This is a genomic window from Acinetobacter sp. AOR43_HL (genome assembly GCF_027854635.1).
Classification (GTDB): Bacteria; Pseudomonadota; Gammaproteobacteria; order Pseudomonadales; family Moraxellaceae; genus Acinetobacter; species Acinetobacter pittii.
Genome location: NZ_JAKTHX010000010.1, coordinates 45,700 through 65,755 on the forward strand (window position 1 = coordinate 45,700; position 20,056 = coordinate 65,755).

Annotated in this window: 17 protein-coding genes; 10 read left to right on the forward strand and 7 right to left on the reverse strand. The window is 40.7% G+C overall.

All coding sequences use genetic code 11. The annotated features are described in order from the left end of the window. The first annotated feature begins 89 nt into the window (after positions 1 to 89). From lptF to MKL33_RS06000, 4 genes are all read left to right on the forward strand, one after another. Positions 90 to 1,190 carry an LPS export ABC transporter permease LptF gene (gene lptF / locus MKL33_RS05985; RefSeq protein ID WP_002121169.1) on the forward strand — a complete coding sequence of 367 codons (1,101 nt, stop codon included), beginning with the start codon at positions 90 to 92 and terminating at the stop codon, positions 1,188 to 1,190. Next, the gene (gene lptG, locus MKL33_RS05990) at positions 1,190 to 2,260 is read left to right on the forward strand and encodes an LPS export ABC transporter permease LptG (protein ID WP_270906656.1); all 1,071 of its coding nucleotides are present in this window, start codon (positions 1,190 to 1,192) and stop codon (positions 2,258 to 2,260) included. Before lptF ends, lptG begins: the two co-directional genes overlap by 1 nt. 126 nt (positions 2,261 to 2,386) lie before the next feature. Then, positions 2,387 to 3,934, forward strand: coding sequence for a 2,3-bisphosphoglycerate-independent phosphoglycerate mutase (gpmI, locus tag MKL33_RS05995; RefSeq protein ID WP_270906657.1), 1,548 nt, complete (start codon positions 2,387 to 2,389; stop codon positions 3,932 to 3,934). A 15-nt stretch (positions 3,935 to 3,949) separates the two neighbouring features. After that, complete coding sequence (locus MKL33_RS06000) at positions 3,950 to 5,134, forward strand: S41 family peptidase (RefSeq protein WP_270906658.1); 1,185 nt, start codon at positions 3,950 to 3,952, stop codon at positions 5,132 to 5,134. Between the two features lie 3 nt (positions 5,135 to 5,137). Here MKL33_RS06000 and MKL33_RS06005 read toward each other — a convergent pair whose 3' ends face one another. The 3 genes from MKL33_RS06005 to gacA are packed head-to-tail and all read right to left on the reverse strand — an operon-like array spanning position 5,138 to position 8,789. Next, positions 5,138 to 6,550: a sigma-54-dependent transcriptional regulator gene (locus MKL33_RS06005; RefSeq protein WP_270906659.1), complete on the reverse strand. Its 1,413-nt coding sequence runs from the start codon at positions 6,548 to 6,550 to the stop codon at positions 5,138 to 5,140. 24 nt (positions 6,551 to 6,574) lie between these two features. Beyond that, positions 6,575 to 8,143: a sensor histidine kinase gene (locus tag MKL33_RS06010; protein ID WP_270906660.1), complete on the reverse strand. Its 1,569-nt coding sequence runs from the start codon at positions 8,141 to 8,143 to the stop codon at positions 6,575 to 6,577. Positions 8,144 to 8,153: 10 nt separating this feature from the next. Continuing rightward, positions 8,154 to 8,789, reverse strand: coding sequence for a response regulator transcription factor GacA (gene gacA, locus MKL33_RS06015; RefSeq protein WP_002121174.1), 636 nt, complete (start codon positions 8,787 to 8,789; stop codon positions 8,154 to 8,156). Between the two features lie 212 nt (positions 8,790 to 9,001). Between gacA and pbpG the strand changes: the two genes are divergently transcribed. Next, entirely contained in the window at positions 9,002 to 10,048 is a 1,047-nt protein-coding gene (gene pbpG, locus MKL33_RS06020; RefSeq protein ID WP_270906661.1) for a D-alanyl-D-alanine endopeptidase PBP7/8, read from the forward strand. Between the two features lie 126 nt (positions 10,049 to 10,174). Here pbpG and thrC read toward each other — a convergent pair whose 3' ends face one another. The 4 genes from thrC to xerD form a co-directional block, all read right to left on the reverse strand. Further along, on the reverse strand, positions 10,175 to 11,314 hold the full coding sequence (gene thrC / locus MKL33_RS06025; RefSeq protein ID WP_002048893.1) for a threonine synthase: 1,140 nt from the start codon (positions 11,312 to 11,314) through the stop codon (positions 10,175 to 10,177). A gap of 54 nt (positions 11,315 to 11,368) precedes the next feature. Beyond that, entirely contained in the window at positions 11,369 to 12,670 is a 1,302-nt protein-coding gene (locus MKL33_RS06030) for a homoserine dehydrogenase (RefSeq protein WP_002121263.1), read from the reverse strand. A gap of 243 nt (positions 12,671 to 12,913) precedes the next feature. Then, on the reverse strand, positions 12,914 to 13,729 hold the full coding sequence (locus MKL33_RS06035; RefSeq protein WP_002121175.1) for a DsbC family protein: 816 nt from the start codon (positions 13,727 to 13,729) through the stop codon (positions 12,914 to 12,916). Between the two features lie 146 nt (positions 13,730 to 13,875). Next, positions 13,876 to 14,796, reverse strand: a complete 921-nt coding sequence (xerD, locus tag MKL33_RS06040) for a site-specific tyrosine recombinase XerD (RefSeq protein WP_032042381.1) — start codon at positions 14,794 to 14,796, stop codon at positions 13,876 to 13,878. A gap of 143 nt (positions 14,797 to 14,939) precedes the next feature. On the opposite strand from xerD, the gene MKL33_RS06045 reads away from it, so the two are divergent. The 5 genes from MKL33_RS06045 to ftsW all read left to right on the forward strand — a co-directional run bounded on the left by MKL33_RS06045 (position 14,940) and on the right by ftsW (position 20,053). Next, a complete protein-coding gene (locus tag MKL33_RS06045; protein ID WP_002121198.1) occupies positions 14,940 to 15,203 on the forward strand; it encodes a FeoA family protein in 264 nt (87 codons plus the stop codon). After that, a complete protein-coding gene (gene feoB / locus MKL33_RS06050) occupies positions 15,200 to 17,053 on the forward strand; it encodes a ferrous iron transporter B (protein ID WP_002121211.1) in 1,854 nt (617 codons plus the stop codon). Before MKL33_RS06045 ends, feoB begins: the two co-directional genes overlap by 4 nt. A 20-nt stretch (positions 17,054 to 17,073) precedes the next feature. Next, complete coding sequence (locus MKL33_RS06055) at positions 17,074 to 17,325, forward strand: DUF6587 family protein (protein ID WP_014208178.1); 252 nt, start codon at positions 17,074 to 17,076, stop codon at positions 17,323 to 17,325. 160 nt (positions 17,326 to 17,485) lie between these two features. After that, positions 17,486 to 18,832, forward strand: coding sequence for a UDP-N-acetylmuramoyl-L-alanine--D-glutamate ligase (gene murD / locus MKL33_RS06060; protein WP_270906662.1), 1,347 nt, complete (start codon positions 17,486 to 17,488; stop codon positions 18,830 to 18,832). Positions 18,833 to 18,856: 24 nt separating this feature from the next. Next, positions 18,857 to 20,053, forward strand: coding sequence for a putative lipid II flippase FtsW (gene ftsW / locus MKL33_RS06065; protein WP_005079447.1), 1,197 nt, complete (start codon positions 18,857 to 18,859; stop codon positions 20,051 to 20,053). Positions 20,054 to 20,056: the final 3 nt, after the last annotated feature.

Consider the following 20,056-nt stretch of genomic DNA (forward strand, 5'->3'; position numbering starts at 1 on the left):
TCAAGCATAGCGTTGCAATGTGCGGTTTTATATTTTTAACATTCGGGTAAACTAGCACACGTCCCGATTAGCCTTTTGGAAGTATTACTTTGATTATTCGGCGTTATCTCGTCAAGCAAGTTGTCTCTACCTCATTGGTGGTCATTTCTTTACTGACCTTAATCATGATGGGTGGTCGTCTGATCAAATACTTTGGTGTGGCGGCGCAGGGGCGTTTAGATGCCAGTATCTTGTTTAGCATCATTGGATATCGTTTACCTGAATTTCTAACACTCATTTTACCATTGGGTTTTTTCATTGGTTTAATGTTGGTGTTTGGTCGTTTATATGTTGACCATGAAATGGCTGTATTGAATGGTAGTGGTGTAAGCCGTCATCAATTAGCACGATTACTCATTCCAATGACACTTGTTTATATGGTGTTTCAGTCTGTGCTTATGCTCTGGATGACGCCGTGGGGACTACGTGAGTTTGAAAAACTGACAACGACACAAGCTGTTCGGACAGGTTTTGATTTGGTTCGACCAAGAGAGTTCATTTCTTCTGGGCCATATACGATCTATGCAGGTTCATTGTCAGAAGACCGAAAGAATTTGAAGGATATTTTCTTTTATCAACGCGCTGCTAAAGAAGATAAGCCTGATGTTATGATTTTGGCCAAGGAAGCGACTCGTGTAGAAGTTGCAAATGACACCGCCAATGTCGTTGATCTGGTACAAGGTCGTCGCTATGAAATATTCCCGGGACAACCAAAATATACACAAGCAGAGTTTCAGTCTTATCGTCTACGTTTAGAAAATGACAAAGATGTTAAGTTTGAGAGTGGCGATGTAGAAGCACTATCAACAACAAAACTCTTTTCAAAAACGAATGATCCAGTCATCAGAAGTGAGTTGGGATGGCGTTTATTTGGGCCATTCACGATTGTTATTGCGTTAATGCTCTCAGTGGCATTGTCTGAGGTGAGTCCACGACAAGGCCGTTATTACCGTCTTATTCCGGCGATTTTTATTTTTTCCAGTCTGATCGTATTAATGATTGCAATCAAGACTCGTATTAGTAAAGAAGAACTCGATATTTGGGCTTATCCTGCCGTGTTAGTTGTGTATGGCGTTGCTGCCGCCTTATTCTCACGTAAGCAGAAGTTAGGACCAAAAATCAAGAAACAGATCAAGCGAGTGAAATTATAATGTTAGCACGTCGAATAGTCGCCAAATATGTGACGAAAACCACTGCGCTTGCGATGTTTGGCACCACAGTTGTTTTGTCCATTCTTCAGGTCTTATTTACATATCTTGGCGAGTTGGGTGAGCTCAAACCAGACTATAACGCATGGCAAGCTCTCGTTTATGTTTTGTGGGGAGCTCCTCGCTATCTCTATGAAATTTTACCTATCTCTGCCTTGATTGGTGCCGTGATTGGACTGGGCTCATTGGCAACGAGTAGTGAGCTCATTGTTATGCGTTCAGTGGGTGTTAGCTTATGGCGTATTGTTGGTTGGGTTATGCGCTCAGCTTTACTACTTATTATTTTGTCATTTGCTTTAAGTGAGTGGGTTATCCCTTACACGAATGAAAAAGCACAAAGTGTTAAAAGCCATCCTTCAGTAGCTGCTTTAGGTGAAGTTAAAGGCTATTGGTCACGTGAAGGGCAGCGATTTATCTATATCGACTACGCTAACTCTCAGGGCAATTTAAGAGACATTCAAGTGGTCGACTTTGACCAGAACTATTACTTGCAATCATTAATTAATGCTCAGCAAGGACAGTTTATTAAAAATGGTCAATGGGCTTTGAAAAAAGCTGAACAAATGGACATTTTGGCGGCAGGCAATGCCATCAAAACTGACCATGAAGAACAATCGCTTGCTTTAGCATTACAGCCTAAATATGTGCATATGGTGACTTTAGATCCTGAAGATTTATCGCCAAGCCAACTGATTAGCTTTATGCGTTATATGGATGAATATAGCCAGGTACCAAAAACGTACCAATTGGCTTTCTGGCAAAAAGTTGCTTCGCCATTTTCACTCATCGCATTAGTTCTCGTGGCGTGTTCTTTTATTTTTGGACCGTTACGCCAACAATCAATGGGTTTTCGTTTGGTGATCGCATTGTTTATTGGTTTGAGTTTCTATTATTTGCAAGATTTCTTGGGCTATGCAAGCTTGGTTTATTCTCCATCTCCAGCATGGTTCGTACTTGTGCCTATCTTGCTAATGTTTGGTGCCGGAAGTTATTTGCTTTACCGCGCTCGCTAGAAATAAGTGATATTTATGGTTTTCATCAATCGCGGATATTGGTGAAAGCCATAGGAATAAATAGAGTCTTGACCGAAAATTCGGTAAGATATTGTGACGAAATTGTAGACAAAAGAGAAATTGATTATGACGGATGCAACTGCTGGCAAGATCCCTCACGTTCTGGTCATTATGGATGGTGTTGGACACCGTGAAGCGATTGAAGATAATGCTTTTCTTGCAGCAAAAACACCAAATTTGGCGGCAATGAAAGCCAAGCATCCGAATAGTCTAATTTCTGGTTCAGGTGAAGATGTTGGATTGCCTGATGGGCAAATGGGGAACTCTGAAGTTGGCCATATGAATCTTGGCGCTGGCCGTGTGTTATATCAAGACTTTACCCGTATTACTAAAGATATCCGTACTGGTGACTTTTTTAAACATGAAGTGTTGATCGACGCTGTTGAAAAAGCCAAAGCTGCTGGCGGTGCTGTCCATATTATGGGGCTACTTTCAGAAGGTGGTGTTCATTCACATGAAGATCATATTGTGGCGATGTGTGAACTTGCATTAAAACGCGGTGCAAAAGTTTATTTGCACGCTTTCCTTGATGGTCGTGATACACCTCCACGTAGTGCTCAGCCGTCTTTAGAAAAATTAGATGCATTATTTGCTCAATATCCGGGCCAAGGCCGTATCGCAACCATAATTGGTCGCTACTTTGCAATGGACCGTGACAACCGTTGGGATCGTGTTGAGCAAGCTTATCGCTTGTTGACCGAAGGTGAAGCACTTCGTACTGCGCAAACAGCGGTTGAAGGGTTGGAATTAGCTTATGCAGCCAATGAAAATGATGAGTTTGTAAAAGCGACTCGTATTGGTGATATTGCTAAAGTTCAAGATGGTGATAGCGTTGTATTTATGAATTTCCGTGCTGACCGAGCTCGTGAAATTACTCGTGCATTTGTAGAGAAAGATTTTGCTGGCTTTGAGCGTAAAGTTGTTCCAAATCTTTCTAAATTTGTGATGCTTACACGTTATCAGGCTAGCATTGATGCGCCAGTTGCATACATGCCAGAAGCTCTCAAAAATTCATTGGGTGAATATTTATCTTCACTTGGAAAGACTCAGTTACGTATTGCCGAAACTGAAAAATATGCTCATGTAACATTCTTCTTTAGTGGTGGACGTGAAGATGAATATCCGGGTGAGAAACGTATTTTAATTCCATCTCCAAATGTTGCGACATACGATCTTAAGCCTGAAATGAGTGCTTATGAAGTCACTGATGAGTTGGTTAAGGCAATTAATTCAGGTGAGTACGACTTATTAGTTGTGAACTACGCAAATGGTGATATGGTCGGGCATACAGGTGTATTTGATGCTGCGGTTAAAGCAGTTGAAGCGGTTGATACTTGTTTAGGTCGTGTCTATGAGGCAGTTATGGCGAAAAAAGGCCATATGCTCATTACTGCTGACCATGGTAACGTTGAACAAATGCAAGACTACGAAAGTGGGCAAGTGCATACTCAACATACAACCGAGCTTGTGCCATTTATCTATGTTGGTCCAACACACGCAACAATTGCAGAAGGTGGTGTGCTTGCAGACGTAGCACCGACAATTCTCAATTTAATGAAGATTCCTGTTCCTGCCGAAATGCAAGGACGTAATCTGATTACACTATCTGCATAAGTTAAAGGTGATTGGATGCTGCAACACATTAAATATAAAAAACTTATTGTAAGTATGTTGCTGTGTTGCAGCCAATTTACCTTTGCAGCGCCAGTTGTAAAAGAAAAAATGTCACCTTTGCATTCGGATTCGGAAGAACCGGAACATAGCTATGCAGAGGTGCCGATCGAGTCGATTCAACAGTTTGTGCAAATCTATGGAATTGTTCGAGATAACTACGTTGATGTGAAATCTGACGATGCCTTGTTTCAACAAGCCATAAAAGGGTTAGTGAGTGGGTTAGATCGTTATTCGCGTTATTTATCGGCAGAAGAATACCGCCAACTGATTCAATACACAGAGGGTGATCTTGCATCAGTTGATTTTGCATTAAGCCCTGAATCACATGCTCATAAATGGATGATTCGTGATCTTAAAACCGGTTCTGATTCCTATAAATTAGGTTTGAGAAATGGTCAGACGATTCTCAAAATTGATAACCAAGATTTAAAAAATTTAAACCAAGATCAGGTGCTTGGACTACTTTACGGTTCTATAGGAAGTACACTTCAAGTACAAGCAGAAGAGCTAAGTGGAAATATCAACTTAGTCCGTAATAAAAAAATAGAAACCGATATAGAACCTGTAATGCTACATAATCAGGTGCTTGTACTCAAAATTAGAGTATTCCAACAAGACACTGCTAATGAAATTAAAAGATTAATTGAAGAAAACAGTTCTCCACGTTTAAAAGCTGTTTTAATCGATTTGCGAAACAATCCGGGTGGGTTGTTATCGGCAGCAGTTGAGTCAGCAGATTTATTTTTAAATAACGGAATTATTGTTTCGACCAAAAGCCGTTCGGAAGGTAATCAGCAGTTTCAGGCTTTGCCCGGTAATGAATTTCAGAATATAAAACTAGGTATATTAATTAATCACCGTTCTGCTTCTGCGGCAGAAGTTTTTACTGCGGCCATGAAAGAACACCAGCGTGCTTGGGTGATGGGTGAAAAAAGTTATGGAAAAGGTGTAGTGCAAAAGCTATTTCCTTTGCCAAGTGGGGCGGCTCTACAGATGACGGTCTCACATTACTACACGCCAAATGGCAATATGATTGAAGGGCAGGGTATTCAGCCTAATCAGACCTATCCATTGCCAGCAGAAATGAAAGAAGACGTATATTTAGAGCGCGTTGCAGATTTATTTCTAAAGAGGAAGTAATTTTTATACTTCCTCTCCCATTTCAGTATCTAAGCCAAACTTTTTGAGTCGATAGCGCAAAGAACGGAATGTCATTCCTAGCTTTTTAGCTGCTAAAGTTCGATTCCAATGAGTCATATTTAGCGCATTCAGTAAAATATCTTTTTCGATATTTTCTAAGTAGCGTTCTAAACCTTCCATTGGAAATTTTGGGTGAGTCTGAACAGTCGGTGTTTGATTTAGTTGTTTCGTTACGATTTGCGGGCTCACACTACTACCTCTAAGAGGAGGAGCTAAGTGTGTTAAATCAATGGACTCATCATCACTTAAAGTAATAGCTCGTTCAATCATATTTCTTAATTCACGAACATTACCCGGGAAGTCTTGCTGCAATAAGTAAGTTTCAGCGCTCGCCGTTAATTGCTTGCTTGAAATTCCCCATTCTGTACAAACCTTTTGAATAAAATGATTGGCCAATAGCAAAATATCTCCACCACGGTCACGTAGTGGCGGCAACATAATATCCATAACATGAATACGGAAAAATAAGTCCTGACGGAATTTACCTTGTTGTACTAACAAATCTAAATCTTGGTGACTCGCACTGATTACTCGAAAATCAACATCAATTTCCTGATCTGAACCTACTGGGCGAATCTTTTTCTCTTGTACTGCGCGAAGCAATTTAACTTGCATACTTAAAGGCAATTCGGCAATCTCATCTAAAAATAAACTGCCGCCATGTGCCGATAAAATCAGACCTTGTTTGTCTTGAGTCGCACCAGTAAAGCTCCCTTTTTTATGCCCAAAAAGTTCACTTTCCATGAGTTCAGTTGGGATTGCTCCACAGTTAATTGCAATAAATGGTCCTTCACTGCGGTTGCTTAAGCGGTGAATCAGATTCGCAACAACTTCTTTACCCGTACCAGACTCGCCTGTAACAAATACAGGAGCTTGGGAGCGGGCTATTTTTTTTATAGCTGTCCGTAAGTTTTGTATAGGTGGCGAACGCCCAATTAATAAGTCATTTTCTAATGTTGTTTCACCGAACTCATGCTCTTGTTTTGGCTGGTTAAGCGCTTTTTTTAACAACTGATCTAAATGAATTTGGTTAATCGGTTTGCTGACAAAATCAAAAGCTCCCGCTTTTAATGCTGCAATTGCAATATCCATATTGCCGTATGCAGTTAAGACTGCAATGGGTGTGTGTGGGTAAGTTTGAGAAACATGTTGAACCAATTCTAAGCCACTACCGTCAGGTAGATTTAAATCGGTCAAGCATGCATCGTAATGAAACTGAGTAAAGAGCTGTTTGGCCTGTTCAACCCGATAAGCAAGATGTGTCTTAATCCCCATTCGTGCAAGAGTCATTTGCATTAACAGGCACAAATCTTCTTCATCGTCTACAAGCAAAACGAGTGGTTGCTGTTCTGCCATTTCCCCAAAAACCTAATAAAAAAATCAATATATTATTGGGCATTCTATTCTGAAGCATGCCCCTTGTTTTTGCTCTACATAAGTGAGCTTTGCATGGTTTGCCTCACAAAAACTATGAGACAAATATAATCCTAAACCAGTTCCATTAATTTCGGTACTAAAAAATGGTTTAAATAATTGAGATATATCACGTTTTGAAACACCTTCACCGTAATCGATCACATCAATATAAATTTTATTTGTTTGTGAATGGATATTGATCAGAACATAGGGAGAGTCGGGTGCATTGTGGCGTAGAGCATTCCTAACAAGGTTTATGAGGACTTGTCTGAGTTGCTTTTCATCAAACAATAGCTTTAAGGATAAATCAGAACTTTTAAGCTGGATCGTATGTTTAACATCAGATAAATCTTCATCTAATAACGTTTTTATGAAGTCATTTAATTCGATCTGGATTGGGTGCGTTCTTTCACTGCGGGCAAGTCCTAAGGTGTCTTGAACAATACTATCAATGCGTTTCGTTTGCTTACCAATCATATTGCGCAAAGTGTTTTGCTGTTCCGCATTACTATCTTTGAGTAATTCATTTGCTTGAACAATGGCCGCAAGAGGATTACGGATCTCATGGGCAATACTTGCTGAGAGTTGTCCTAAAGCGGCAAGTTTGAGTTGTTGAGCTTGCTGATTAATCTGCTGCGCATCTTGTAAGATGAGTAGTGTTAATGTTTGCTGTGGCACCAAAAGATGTTGCACTTTAATATTAATAGAATAAGCCGACAGTCGGGACTCAAAAATAAATCGATCACCTTCTTTTAAATTATCAAACTTAAGAATTTCAAATAAGTCAGCATGCCATTTTGCTAAGGAATATTTTTCACTGGCAAATTGAGGTGGAATTCCTAAAAGAGAGCAGGCGGCTGGGTTACTTAAAACAATGTCGTAGTTTTCATCTAGAACTAAATAGCCCTCTTCAATTTGTTCCAAGATATAGCGGTTAATATTTTGTAGTTGATAGAGTTCTATTGATTGATGGAAAGTTAGCGCTTCAAGTAATTTAAAGCGCTGGACCGCAATTTGTCCGATTCCATGTACTACAAAAAACAAGAAGGCCAATAAGGCGCTATTACTGATCGTATTTAAATTATTGTAGTCAAATAAACTGCCAACGAAGCGTTGGTAAATAACGGCAATGACTGCAAGTAATGTAATGAGCAACGACATTCTTGCGCTAAGTAAAATGGCCGAAGTAAATATGGCAATCACATAGAGCAAGCTGAGTTGAAGATTGGGTTCACCTACAGAAAATGTAAGTAAACTCAGACAGATAATATCAACTACAAAAAATAAAATGAGCTGCCTTGTGGCCTGAGTGGCAATAAACTTAAAGCATAAAAGTTGAAGAAGGCTTAAAAGCGAATAGCCGAGTAGTGTGTAAGAATATAGAGTGGGTTGTTGCAGACTATTGTCGATTTGAGCATCGGTTAAAACCAAAATAATATTCAGGCTAACCGCAATAATAAGGCGATATAAACCATACCACGTGCCCAAACGAAATATCGTATGGGACAAGGATGAGTTTACGGGAAATTGCATGTAAGTCTGATTAAGGCTTGATCAGACCGTAACGAATCGCGAGATGAGTTAGTTTAACATCACTATCAATGGCTAGCTTTTCAAAAATACGGTAGCGGTAAGTATTCACTGTTTTAACACTTACAAAAAGTTTGTCTGCAATTTCTTGAGCGCTAATACAATTTACAACCATCATTGCAACTTGCATTTCTCGTTCAGAGAGAGAATCAAATGGCGATTGCTGCGTATCGGATAAATAAGAACTTGCTAATTGCTCAGCAATATCGGCACTAAAGTATTTGCCGCCTTGCATCACTTTATTAATAGCCCGAACCATTTCGGTAATTGGAGCACCTTTGGTGATGTAACCTTTAGCTCCTGCTTTAAGCAAAAGAGAAGGGTAAGGTTCTTCTGCTAAGCCACTGACTGCAATCACTTTTGTATCTGGTGCGGTTTGCAGTAAACGACGTGTTGTTTCTACGCCGCCGATGCCAGGCATATTGACATCAAGTAGCACAACTTGAGGATGTTTCTGACGAACAATAGCAATTGCTTCTTCACCCGATTCGGCTTGTCCAATGACCTCTACATCGGCATGATCTTCTAACATACGGCAGATACCTGTACGTACAAGTTCATGGTCATCCACAACTAAAACTGTAATCAAGAAGACCTCCTTTCTTTCAAAAAACAAGTTTTTTGTTACATAAAGCAAAATTAGCTTGCAATGGAATGACAAAATTAGCAATCCTATTCTTATATAGTGAGCGAATAGTTGTGCACAATTGTGTCGGTAAAAGCGTTATACCTTATACCTCAAATGTAAGGCATAATTATAGTAAGCGCAAATGTGTATCACCCTGAGTCGAGTATTGTGCCGTGAAAAATTCTAAAAAGTCTTTAATGCATGTGCTAAGCATGTCTATTTTGCTTAGTTTGAGTTCAACAAGCTTTGCAGAACTCGTCAATAACCCGTCCTCAGGGAATAGTGGTACTGCAAGCTTAAATTGGTCTTCAGCTGATGCTAGCCAATTTTTAAATGATGAAGATGACGAACCTACTCCGCAAGGTTCAACATCGGTAACCACAACTTTGCGTGGTGGTAGTGTACCGAAAATTGTAGCATCTGCACCGAAGATTGCTCCAATCCGTGATACGGCTGGTTACAATGCCCAGCCGAGTGTAAGCGCTCGAGCTGCACTTGTGATGGACGCGCAAACTGGTGAAGTGCTCTACAGTAAAAATACCAACGCTTCTGTGCCAATTGCCTCTATTACTAAGTTGATGACAGCAGTTGTAACGGCAGATGCCCGTTTAAACATGTCAGAAGAAATTACACTTGAGCAAATCGATTTTGCTGGTGCAAATGGTAAAAACTCAAGTTCAACCTTACGTGTTGGCGACAAGATGAACCGTGCAGAAGTTCTTCTGTTTGCTCTAATGAAATCAGAAAACCCAGCAGCGGCGGCTTTAGCACGTACTTATCCGGGTGGTCGTCCAGCATTCGTCGCTGCAATGAATTCTAAAGCACGTGCTTTAGGTATGAACGCAACCCACTATTATGAGTCAACTGGTTTAGATCCGCGTAATGTATCTTCTGCGCGTGACTTAGGGATTTTGGCAAGTACAGCTTCTCAATATGGCTTGATTCGTCAATTCTCAACTACACCAACTTATGACTTTAACTTAGGTTATCGCGTGTTGAAATCTAACAATACCAATGCTCTAGTGCGCAATGGTGGTTGGAATATTAACTTGTCTAAAACTGGATATATTAATGAAGCGGGTCGCTGTGTTGTGATGCACACGACTGTAAATTCACGTCCAGCAGTCATTGTATTACTGGGTGAACCAAGTACACAGGCACGTAATAATGATGCAACTAACTTATTGGGTTGGTTAAGTAATTTACCAAAACGTATTTAAGTTCAATATTCTAAAAACGCTTCTTGATAGAAGCGTTTTTTATGTCTTTTTTATAGCCATAAAAAAGACATAAAAAAGACATAAAAAAACGGCTGTATTAAACAGCCGTTTTTGAAAAATTAGATCTTACATATTAGATAAAATCGAATCTTTTACTTGGTCCATTGTTGCATCAATTGACAACATCACTGCATCAGCACATTGTTTGATTGCAGTGTCAGGATCTTTCAAGCCATTACCAGTTACTGTACATACAATTACAGAACCTTCAGCAATTTTACCCGCTTTAATATCACGGATCGCACCGCCGATAGAAGCAGCAGACGCTGGCTCAACAAATACGCCTTCATACATAGAAAGTAAGCGTTGAGCTTCTAAAATTTCGCTGTCTTGAAGTTCATCAAACCAGCCTTTAGAGTCACGTACTACAGCTTTTGCATGGTTCCAGCTTTGTGGATTACCAATACGGATTGCAGTTGCAACAGTTTCAGGGCTTTCAACTGGAGCGCCACGTAAGAATGGAGCTGCGCCAGAAGCTTGGTAACCCACCATAGTCGGTAAACCTTCTGGTTTTGGACCAGTGAATTGATCAGTCGCAGCATCATAAATCACTTGTTCAAACTGATCAGCAGGTTGGTTTGCTACAGCTTCGGTATAACCCATCCAGTGAGCGGTGATGTTGCCTGCGTTACCTACAGGTAAGCAATGGTAATCAGGTGCACGGCCTAAAGCTTCAACGATTTCATAAGCAATCGTCTTTTGACCTTGCAAACGGTAAGGGTTGATTGAGTTTACAATCGTTACAGGCGCTTGATCAGCGACTTCTTTTACAAGACGCATACCATCATCGAAGTTACCACGAATTTGCATAGTAATCGCACCATACATCATCGCTTGTGCCATTTTACCCATCGCAATTTTGCCTTCTGGAATCAAAACAAATGCTTTGATACCTGCACGTGCAGCATAGGCAGCAGCAGCAGCAGAAGTGTTACCAGTAGATGCACAGATAATCGCTTTAGAGCCTTCTTCAACCGCTTTGGTTACAGCCATGGTCATACCACGGTCTTTAAATGAACCAGTTGGGTTTAAACCCTCATATTTCACATAAATTTCAACATCTTTGCCAATAATACGTGGAATATTCTCAAGTTTAATGAGTGGGGTGTTGCCTTCACCCAAAGAGATAGCACGAGTAGTTGCCGAAACTGGCAAACGGTCACGATAACGATCTACAAGACCAGTATAACGATTGGCATTAGACATGATGGTGTTCCAATTAGAGGTGAAGCGGGAGAGGGAATCTTTCCCTCAACCTGATTAACTATCGAGCGATTCTAAACGAATTCTTACGATTTCGCCACGAATTGCAGGTAATGCTTGAATTTGTGCAAGAGCATCATCCATTTTAGATTCAACGATTGGATCGGTCAGAATCACGATTGGAATAAGGTCTTTTAAACGAGATTGTTGCATGATTGCATCAATACTAATTCCAGCGCGACTTAAGATGGTCGTCACATCTGCAAGTACGCCAGTTTGGTCTTCTGCATTTAAGCGAATGTAATAACCTGTGGTCATTTCTTCACGGCTTAAAATTGGCACATTTGTTAATGCTTCAAAAGCCAACTGAGGAATTGTTCCTGCGCCATCTTCGGTATAAGAGATGTCACGAACAATATCAATAACGTCGGCAACAACTGCAGAAGCTGTAGGACCTGCGCCTGCACCCGCGCCGTAATAGAGTGTTGGACCTACGGCATTAGCTTGAACTAAAACAGCATTTTTAACACCGTTTACATTCGCAATCAGCTGTTCATCTGGAATAAGTGTTGGGTGAACACGTAATTCAATACCTTTTTCAGCACGACGTGCAATACCAAGATGTTTAATGCGGAAACCAAGATCTTCGGCATATTTCACATCTTGCGCAGTGATTTTGCTGATACCTTCGGTATAAACCTTATCAAATTGAAGAGGAATACCAAACGCACAAGACGCTAAAATGGTAAGTTTATGCGCAGCATCAATACCTTCTACGTCAAACGTTGGATCTGCTTCTGCATAACCGAGTTCTTGAGCTTCTTTTAATACATCATCAAATGCACGACCTTTCTCACGCATTTCAGTCAGAATAAAGTTACCTGTACCATTAATAATACCTGCCAACCATTCGATATGGTTTGCAGCAAGACCTTCACGGATCACTTTAATAATTGGAATACCGCCAGCAACTGCTGCTTCATAAGCAATTTGCACAGCATTGTCTTCTGCTGCTTTAAATAATTCATTGCCATGTTCAGCGAGTAACGCTTTGTTTGCAGTCACGACTTGTTTGCCGTGTTTGATCGCTTCCATGATAACTTCGTAAGCAGGGTGGATCCCACCCATAACTTCTACAACTACATCAACGTCTGGTTGACGAACGATGTCAAGTAAATCGGCGCTTTGTTTAATCCCTTCCAATTCAAGATCTGGACGAGGGCGGCGTGTTCCAACGTGGGTAATTTGAATTTCTCGACCGGTGCGACGTTTAATTTCAGCGGCATTTTCTTGTAGTAGTTTAAGGGCTCCTCCACCTACGGTTCCTAGACCGAGTATTGCCAGGCGAACTGGTTTCACGTCACACTCCATTCATCATTTAATCATTTAGTTGAAGCTAGATCATAGCTAAAAAAAACGCCAGACTCTAGCGCTTTTAGTGCTTGTTCAATGAATTAGAGTGCGATGTTTGGAAAAGAAGAGTAGATCAGTCTTTAAACAGAGGTTGTTTAAATATTAATTGTTGAAAAAACAAAGCGCTGCAATCAGAGCAGCGCTTTTTAAAAGAGATAGATGATTAATCATTCATCAGCTTAAAGGGTGTTATTTATCCAGACGTTTAATTAATTCATCTGGTGTTAGGTATCCACCTAAGTACTCGCCATCAACATTGTAAATAGCTGGTGTTCCATTTACACCCATGTTTAAACCAAGTTGATATTGTTCACGCACAGGGTTTTTACATTGAGCAGGTGGGATATTAATACCTTGTACTGCTTGGTTAAAGGCAGCTTTACGGTCTGCGCTACACCATACAGCTTCCATGGTCGGCATAAATTGTTCACCGCGTGGCCAAGCGATATAGCGTACCTCAATACCTTTTTCATTAATTTCAGGTAAATGCTCATGTAATTTGTGGCAATAAGGACAGCTTGCATCGGTAAACACATAAATCACATGTTTAGCCTTACCACCTTTAGCTGGGTAAACGATCAAATCTTCATTTTTTAAAGCAGCCAGATGCTTCTTGTTTTCTGAAGCTTGAAGATTATCGCCAATATTATGCAGTTCTTTACCGCCTAAACGGATGACATCACCTTGAATCAGGTATTTACCATCACTGGTTGTATAAATCGACGTCATTCCTTCGAGATTTACCCAATATAAGTTAGGAACTTCAGTAGGCTTGATATCTAAAATTTTGGCGTTGATATTTGCATTCTTAAATTGTTTTTGCAAAGTTTCAATTAAACGCTGTTTAGCATTGCGTTCAATGATGGTTGAAGCTTCCCCAGTAGCAGGTGCGGTCGCAGTGAGCGCATCTTCTTTTTGTGGTTTGTTTTCTTTAGAACAAGCACTGAATAACAGGCTAGAAGCCAAAGCACAGGCAAGAAAAAGTTGAGATCGGGTAAAAGACATAGATAACCCTTATTTCATCAGTATTTATAGTCAGAAGCTGCTAAGCATAACAAAAAATCTAGTGTGTATTGTTAAAACTTTCTTAACCTTTGTGAACGAAATCAATTGATTGTTGGGTGTGTTTCAAATAATAAGTTTTAAATTTTTTAACCTCTAGGATGATGTTTTTCATGTAATTGTTGCATTCTTACTTGTGCTACATGTGTATAAATTTGAGTAGTTGATAGGTCACTATGGCCCAGTAACATTTGTACTACGCGTAAATCGGCGCCGTGATTAAGCAGGTGTGTTGCAAAGGCGTGACGTAAGGTGTGAGGTGATAGTTCAGCTTGAATATTGGCTTGAAGCGCGTAACGCTTAATGGCATACCAGAAGTTCTGACGGCTCATAATCCCGCCATGCTGAGTTAAAAAGAGATAGTCAGTAGAGCTTTTATAGAGTTGAGGCCGAGCATCCTGCAAGTAGCGTTCTACCCATTCACAAGCAAATTGCCCTAGCGGGACCAAACGCTCTTTATTACCTTTACCCGTAATTCTTAAATAGCCTTGTTTTAAGTTAATAAGTTCTAGGCGCAAGTTCAGCAGTTCTGAAACACGTAAACCACATGCGTAAAGAACTTCAAACATTGCCCGATCACGTAAACCAAGTGCCGTATCAATATCAGGAGCCTGAATCAGTGCTTCGACATCTTCTTCAGATAGATCTTTGGGTAAGGCTCTGCCAATTTTTGGAGAATGATGGGTTGCTACAGGATTATCGCTTCGTAATTTCTGTTCACGTAAAAATTTGTAAAACTGGCGTAGGGCAGATAAGCAGCGGGCAATCGAGCGTGGGCTTTTTCCAGCTTTAGTCAACTCAATCAAAACATCAGCGATATCATCACTTGTCCACTCCGGAAGAGCTAATTTTTTATGAAGTTCACTGCATTGAATAAGGTCGGATAAATAAGCATTACGTGTATGTGGACTTACCGTCTGAGCAACGAGATAGTCACGAAAACCTTGTAAAAAGCTCAAATGTTCAGGAATTTGAACAGGGCTTGGAATACGCGGTTTTTTATTCAACATACACTAGATCCTCTAAACCTCTGTACTGTAAAAGAAACTTTAAGGTTTGTCGATTAAACTGAATAAGAAGTGAAATTTAACCTTATTTGGTAATTATTCTCATTTATATGTATACTATTAAAAAAGGTTTAGGATCGGATGCGGTGCGTTTATCAGCTTTAAAAGTGAAGCAAGCGGCGACCATCACCAAAGTGAATCGGATAGAACTAGAGTCCGAGCAGCAAGATTTGGTCGCAATTCGTTTGGAAAGTCTGGGCTTTGTACCGGGCACACGAGTGGAAGTGATTACCAAAGGTATTTTTGGTGGTGATCCGATCTTAATCCAAATTGGCTTTACTCGTTTCGCTTTACGTAAAGCAGAAGCGGAAAAAATTGAAATTCAAGTAGAAGAAGGAGTACCCGCATGAGTGATGCGTTACGTATTGCCCTTGTGGGAAACCCTAACTGTGGTAAAACCTCTCTTTTTAACCATTTAACTGGAACTCGACAAAAAGTTGCAAACTATGCGGGCGTAACGGTCGAGCGTAAGGTTGGTCATTTTCAGTTGCCTTCAGGTCGAGCTGTGCGTGTACTCGATTTACCGGGTACATATAGTCTTAATGCCACCAGTCCTGATGAAGTGATTACCCGTGACGTTTGTTTGGGTAAGATTGCAGAAGAAGGGCAGCAAGATGCCTTTTTATGTGTGGTTGATGCCACTAACTTAAAATTGCATTTAGGGCTAGTGCTCGAAATGATCGAGTTGGGTCGTCCGATTTTACTTGTACTGAATATGATGGATGAAGCGCGTCGTCGTGGCATCCAAATTAATACTCAAAAGTTGTCTCAACGTTTGGGTGTACCAGTTGTTGAAACAGTTGCCGTCCGTAATGCGGGTATTGAAAATTTATTACATGCCCTTGATCAAGAAAAATACAGTGTGCCACAAACCGAACTGAGTGGTTTAACTGGAACTCATCACCAAAAAATCGATATGATTTTTAAAGACGTGGTTCATTATGTTGATCATGGAGATAAGCGTACTGATTTTCTAGATCGAATTTTCTTACATCCGGTTTTAGGCCTACTTAGCCTTGCCATCATGATGTTTATTGTGTTCCAAGCAGTGTTTGCATGGGCAGCTCCATTCATGGATGGTATTGAAGGCTTCTTCGGCTGGCTTGGTGAGGTAGTGGGAACTGTGATTACCCAACCACTACTGCATAGTTTGGTTGTTGACGGAATTATTGCAGGCGCGGGTGGCGTAGTTGTGTTCTTGCCACAAATTTTGATCTTGTTCTTCTTCATTTTAGTACTCGAAGAATCAGGCTATTTACCGCGTGCAGCATTCTTGCTTGATAAATTAATGTTCCAAGCTGGCTTAAGTGGCCGTGCCTTTATTCCTTTACTTTCGAGCTTTGCTTGTGCAGTACCGGGAATTATGGCAACGCGTAGTATTAGTGACCCTCGTGATCGTTTTACGACCATTATGGTTGCGCCTTTAATGACTTGTTCGGCACGTTTACCCGTCTATGCCTTACTGATTGCTGCCTTCATTCCAGAGAAAATGGTCTGGGGTATTTTTAACCTACAAGGTTTAGTGCTTTTCGGTCTGTATATGGCTGGTATTGTGAGTGCGCTTTGCGTTTCATTTTTAATGAAGTTTTTGCAAAAAGATAAGTCACAGCATGCTTTACTGCTAGAGCTACCAAGTTATCGTTTCCCTGATTTAAAAAGTGTGGGAATCGGTTTATTGGATCGTGCAAAGATCTTCTTGAAACGCGTCGGCGGAATCATTTTTGCCCTCTCTATTTTACTTTGGTTCTTGTGTACTTTCCCGCAGCCACCAGAAGGGGCGACATTACCTGCCATAGATTATAGCTTTGCAGGTATGCTCGGGCATCTTATCCAACCTTTATTTGCTCCAGTTGGTTTTAATTGGCAAATCTGTATCGCTTTAATTCCAGCTATGGCTGCTCGTGAAGTGGTTGTCGCGGCATTAGGTACAGTTTATGCCTTGTCTGCAACAGATGATGATGCTGTGGCACAAGGTTTGTCACATCTGATTAGTGCAGATGGAACGGGGTGGTCTTTGGCAACAGGTTTATCACTTTTAGTGTGGTTCATTTATGCTCCACATTGTTTGGCAACACTGGCAACGGTACGTCGCGAAACAGGTTCATGGAAACATGTTGCAGCTATGACTGCATATCTGTTTGGTTTAGCTTATTTTGCATCGTTTGTTACCTATCAAATTGCTTCCCATTATTGGGGCTAAAGCAATAAAGGAGGTTGTATATGGTTCAATATCTGATTATTGCGGTTTTAGTGATTTGGAGTGCTGTCGTTGTTTTTAAGAAAGTATTTCCAAAAACAGCAAATTCAGTCTTTTCTTCACTTTCTGCATTTTGCGAAAAGCAAGGTTGGGTAACTTTGGCAAAATGGCTTAAACCGAAAATGGCCCTTGGTTGTGCTGGCGGTTGTGGCTGTTCAAGCGAAGATAAACCTACCAATACAGTTCAAGAAATTAAGCCGATTAAATGGCAATAAATTTAGTATTTCTTGTTTCGTTTAAAAAGCCATCATATTGATGGCTTTTTTACGCACTGACACAAAAAAAGATGAATAAAGTTCAAACTGAAAAAGCATTCAAAACAGCAAAGTGCTAACATTTTTGCCATTCTGTCGATTGATAAATTGTGGGGCAAAAATGTTAATACAACGTGGTGGGTTAAAAGTTGTAGCAGGCTTGGGAATATCAGGCGTTTCTGCTGTAAATTTCCTGCATGAACAAGGCTACCAAGTTGCAGTAACAGATTCTCGTCCCACGCCACTAGGGCATGATCAAATTCCAGCTGGTGTTAAAACTAGTTTCGGTCAACTTGACCAAGAATTATTATTACAAGCAGAAGAAATTATTTTAAGCCCAGGCCTTGCACCGCAATTACCGGAAATTCAGGCAGCTATTGCTAAAGGTATTTCTGTGGTAGGTGATATCCAATTATTACGCCGTGCAACTGATGTGCCTATTGTGGCTATTACTGGCTCTAATGCGAAAAGTACAGTAACGACTTTAATTGGCTTAATGGCTAAAGATGCGGGTAAGAAAGTTGCTGTGGGTGGCAATCTTGGACGCCCAGCTCTAGATTTATTAAAAGATCAACCTGAATTAATTGTACTTGAGCTATCAAGTTTTCAGCTAGAAACCACGTCTCACTTAAATGCTGAAGTTGCGGTGGTTCTCAATATGAGTGAAGACCACTTAGACCGTCATGGCAATATGTTGGGTTACCATCAAGCAAAACACCGTATTTTCCAAGGTGTTAAAAAAGTAGTATTTAACCGTGATGACGCTTTAAGTCGTCCTCTTGTTCCAGATACCACGCCAATGCAAAGCTTTGGTTTAAATGCACCAGATTTAAATCAATATGGTGTTTTAAGAGATGGTGATGGTACGCTTTGGCTTGCTCGTGGTTTACAGCGTTTAATTAAAAGCTCAGATTTATATATTCAAGGCATGCATAACGTAGCGAATGCTTTAGCTTGTCTCGCATTAGGTGAGGCAATAGGCCTGCCTATGGAATCTATGCTTGAAACATTAAAACAATTTAAAGGATTAGAGCATCGCTGTGAATATGTAAAGACTGTGCATGATGTACGTTATTACAATGATTCCAAAGGCACCAATGTTGGCGCTACGCTTGCAGCGATTGATGGTTTAGGCGCTGCAATTGAGGTTAAAAAAGGTAAGGTTGCCTTGATTTTAGGTGGGCAAGGTAAAGGTCAGGATTTTGGCCCATTACGTTCTTCTATCGAAAAATATGCCAAAGTTGTGGTATTGATTGGTGAGGATGCTCCGGTGATTGAACAAGCCATTCAAGGTGCAACCAAAATTTTACATGCGGCAACGCTTAAAGAAGCTGTAGAGCTGTCTCAGCGTGAAACACAAGCTGAAGATGTGGTGTTGTTATCACCAGCATGTGCAAGTTTTGATATGTTTAAAAGTTACAATGACCGTGGTCAGCAGTTTGTTGCCTGCGTCAATTCGTTGGTTTAAAGAAAACATGATTAGGAATGTAGTATGGCAGGCTTAGCTCAGACCACAATCCAGAAAATCAATCATTGGTATGAACGGATATTGCCTAAATGGCCAGCGGAAGTGACGCCACGTAATGTCCTGATTTTCTGTGTCGTTGCATTATTGTGTATCGGTTCCGTGATGGTTGCATCTGCTTCGATGCCCTATGCTGAATATATGCATGAAAACCCGTTTCACTATGTGATTCGTCATGGTATTTCGATTGTCGCTGCGGGTGTAGTGGCTTATTTGACCTATCGAATATCACTGAATACGTGGTTTAAAAATACCTTCCCGCTGTGGTTATTAACCATGGTTCTGTTGCTTGCTGCTTTGGTGGTGGGTTCGGAAGTTAACGGTTCTACACGTTGGATTAAGATCGGTGGCTTTACATTGCAGCCAACCGAGGTTGCCAAAGTCATGATGGCAATCTTTACCGCAGACTACGTTGTGCGCCGTGCCAAAGAGGTTCGTACTCATTGGAAAGGCTTATTGCGTTTAAGCGGGGTTATGGCAATCACGGTCGGTTTAATTATTGCTGAGCCTGACTTAGGGGCAACAGTCGTTATTGTCATGATGATGGTTGGTGTGTTCTTTTTAGCGGGCGCGCCACCAACTCAGTTCTTAATCATGCTTGGTGCGATTGTCACAGGTATTGTGTTTTTGATCTTATTTGAACCCTACCGTTTCCAACGTTTGATTTCATTTACTGACCCATGGGCAGACCCGTTGGGTGTGGGTTATCAGTTATCAAATGCATTAATGGCTTTTGGCCGTGGTGAATGGTTTGGTACAGGCTTAGGGCATAGTGTACAAAAACTATCTTATTTACCTGAAGCACATACTGACTTTATGTTGGCAGTGCTAGGTGAAGAGTTTGGTTTTGTGGGTATTTCTATTGTTATTGGCTTGTCTTTCTTGATGCTGGCATGTTGTATCAAAATTGGTCACCGTGCTTTGAAACATCATTACCTTCGCGCAGGCTATTTAGCTTACGGCATTAGTATTATTTTCTTGCTCCAGATTTTGGTAAATGCGGGCATGAATATGGGCTTAATGCCGACGAAAGGTTTGACTTTGCCATTCATTAGTTATGGTGGTACGTCTTTAATGATGTGTGCTGCGATGATTAGCTTAATCTTAAAGATTGATGCATCAACACAAGAAGTCAATCCAGAACGAGAAGAGTCGAACTTCTAATTG